The sequence below is a fragment of the Campylobacter sp. TTU-622 genome (assembly GCF_016598965.1).
In the GTDB taxonomy this organism is placed as follows: Bacteria; Campylobacterota; Campylobacteria; order Campylobacterales; family Campylobacteraceae; genus Campylobacter_D.
This window is the reverse complement of record NZ_JAENKR010000126.1, coordinates 1-2,488: the sequence shown is the minus strand read 5'-3', so window position 1 is coordinate 2,488 and position 2,488 is coordinate 1. Positions and strand designations below refer to the sequence as shown.

At 23.6% G+C, this 2,488-nt stretch carries 3 protein-coding genes and 2 pseudogenes; all 5 read left to right on the top strand.

All coding sequences use genetic code 11. From position 1 onward, the window contains the following. A pseudogene (locus tag JG677_RS07770) lies at window positions 1-376 on the top strand (hypothetical protein); the annotation flags it as partial. Next, window positions 373-1,353: a bifunctional diaminohydroxyphosphoribosylaminopyrimidine deaminase/5-amino-6-(5-phosphoribosylamino)uracil reductase RibD gene (gene ribD, locus JG677_RS07765; RefSeq protein ID WP_200169216.1), complete on the top strand. Its 981-nt coding sequence runs from the start codon at window positions 373-375 to the stop codon at window positions 1,351-1,353. The pseudogene JG677_RS07770 and the gene ribD, both read left to right, overlap by 4 nt. Continuing rightward, on the top strand, window positions 1,334-1,843 hold the full coding sequence (locus JG677_RS07760; RefSeq protein ID WP_200169215.1) for a hypothetical protein: 510 nt from the start codon (window positions 1,334-1,336) through the stop codon (window positions 1,841-1,843). The genes ribD and JG677_RS07760 overlap by 20 nt, the downstream gene beginning before the upstream one ends. A gap of 45 nt (window positions 1,844-1,888) precedes the next feature. After that, window positions 1,889-2,074, top strand: coding sequence for a hypothetical protein (locus JG677_RS07755; protein ID WP_200169321.1), 186 nt, complete (start codon window positions 1,889-1,891; stop codon window positions 2,072-2,074). Window positions 2,075-2,089: 15 nt separating this feature from the next. Next, window positions 2,090-2,488, top strand: a pseudogene (locus JG677_RS07750) (hypothetical protein); the annotation flags it as partial.

Sequence of the window (2,488 nt, the reverse complement as noted above, 5' to 3'; positions counted from 1 at the left end):
ATATCAAAATAAAAAATATCTTGATTTGTTTAGTATAGATAATAAATTCCATATTTTAAATATTTCTGATTTTTTAAAATATGAAAAAGATAAAAACAAAATCTACTCACAAATTACAGATTTTTTAATCGTAATTAATTTGAATGAATTTTATATCAATACAACAAATTTTTTTATAACAAAAACAAGAAGTGCTAATGCCCTTATTAATTTTAAAATTATTAATGCCATTACAGGAAAAATAGTAAGTAGCAAAAAAATCAAACTAAAGCTTTCACTAGATTCTTATAATGAAGAACAAAGTTATAATTTTATATTAGAACAAATGCCAAAAATGCTTGCTGAAGTTATTGATAAAGAAGCTTTAAAAAAATGAAAAATTTTTATATGCAATTGGCTCTAAATGAAGCTTGGAAATATCAATTTTTAACTTACCCAAATCCAGCTGTAGGTTGTGTTATTTTAGATAAAAATGAAAAAATTTTAAGCATTAAAGCTCACGAAAAAGCAGGATGTAATCACGCAGAGTTAAATGCTATCAGCGAAGCATTTAAAAGATTAAAACCTGAAATTTCTTTACCAAAAGAGCCTAATGCTTTACACGAATTTATTTGTAAAAATCATCAAGGAATTTTTAAAGATAGTATAGCTTTTGTAACACTTGAACCTTGTTCTCATCAAGGAAAAACACCTCCTTGTGCTAAACTTTTTAGCGAACTTAAATTTAAAAAAGTTTTTATAAGTGTTAAAGATGAAAATAAAATAGCAAGTAATGGGGCTTTGTATTTAAAAAAACAAGGTGTTGAGGTTGAGTTTGGAATTTTAGAAGAAGAAGGTAAAAAACTTTTAAAACCTTTTTTAAAATGGCAAAAAGAACAATTTAAACTTTTTAAACTTGCTCTTTCTATGAATGGCTCGCCCTATGGTAAAATAGTAAGCAATGAATTAAGTCGCACTTATGCTCATAAAATAAGATCCGTAATTGATCTTCTTGTAGTTGGTGGCAATACCATAAGAGTGGATAAGCCCATACTTGATGCAAGACTTTGCAAAGGTAAAGCTCCTAATATTTGCATAAAAACTCATAAAAATTTAGAAGAATTTGATAAAAATATCCCTTTATTTAAAGTTTTAAATCGCAAAATTTATACACATATTCCAAAAGAAACAAAATTTATAATGTATGAGGGCGGAGAAAGTTTTTTAAAGACCTTTAAAGATGAAATAGATATGTTTTTAATCTTCCAAAGCTCAACACTAAATGATAAAGAAAACATCAAAATATCTTTAAATTTAAACCCACTTTTTAAAGCTAATTTAGGAGAAGATAGCTATGGCATTTATGAGCTTTGATACTTTTTTATATGCAAAAACAGATTTAAGGGTTTTAACAATAAAAGAAATTATTTTAGAAAAAAAAGAAAACTTTTTTTATAAAATTAAAGCTAGAAAAGATAAATTAAATTCTTATGATGAAAGTTTTATTTATAGTGATAAAAACCCTGATATTTTTAAAGAAAATGATGAAATTATAATCTCAAATCTTGGGAAAAAAATCATACTTTTTAATAATTACTCAAATAATCATAACAATTTTAAAAAAGCAAAAAAAAATCATTTATTAAATTTTGCCTTTTTATGTTTTTTAAATGTATTTTTTATCACACTTGCAATTTTAAATCATTTTAATATGCTTAATTGTTTTTTAATACTTTTAGGTTTTTTACTCTTAACTATGAATCTTATTAATCTTTTACTTCTTAATAAACAAATTTATATTTTGCAAAATTATTCTCAAGAAAAAATAAAATATTTTTTAGAAGAAAAGTTAAAAAATAGTTAAGTTTAATCGATATAGAATAAAGCTATAAACTTAAAAGGAGCAAAAATGAAAAAATTATTAGTTTTAGCCGTTTTAAGCGTAGTTTTTTTAAATGCAGAATTTAAAAATATCAAAACAAATATATCTAAAAAATGCTCCGATTTTGAAACAAAACTTGAAAAATGTAATTCTTTATTAAACAATCATCAAAGGCGAATGTGTCGTCTTAATTTATTTGCTAAATGCAAATAAATTTTAGGAAGATTTATGTTTACTAGGATTGATTCTCAAAACACTTTATTAAGTTATCAAGACCTGCATATAGAAAAAAAAGAGCTTGTTAAATTAAAAAATGAAAATACCACTCCTTTGCAAATTTCAAGCGAAAAAATGGATGGGATAAAAGTGATTTTTGAAGACAAAAATAAAAATTTAATAGCTATTAATTTAAGTCAAGAAAATTTTAAAAGTTTGCAAGAAAATTTCAGATCTTATACAAATTATATAACAAAAGAAGATGGTAGTATAAGATTAAATGCCGAAGCTCAAAATTTCGTTGCTTCTTGGTTTGACTCTGCTCTTAATCTTAGTAATGAAAAAATAAATTCTAGCTTTTATCAAAATAATACTACAATGTTTTTTAAAAAAGATACTCCTACCATAAAC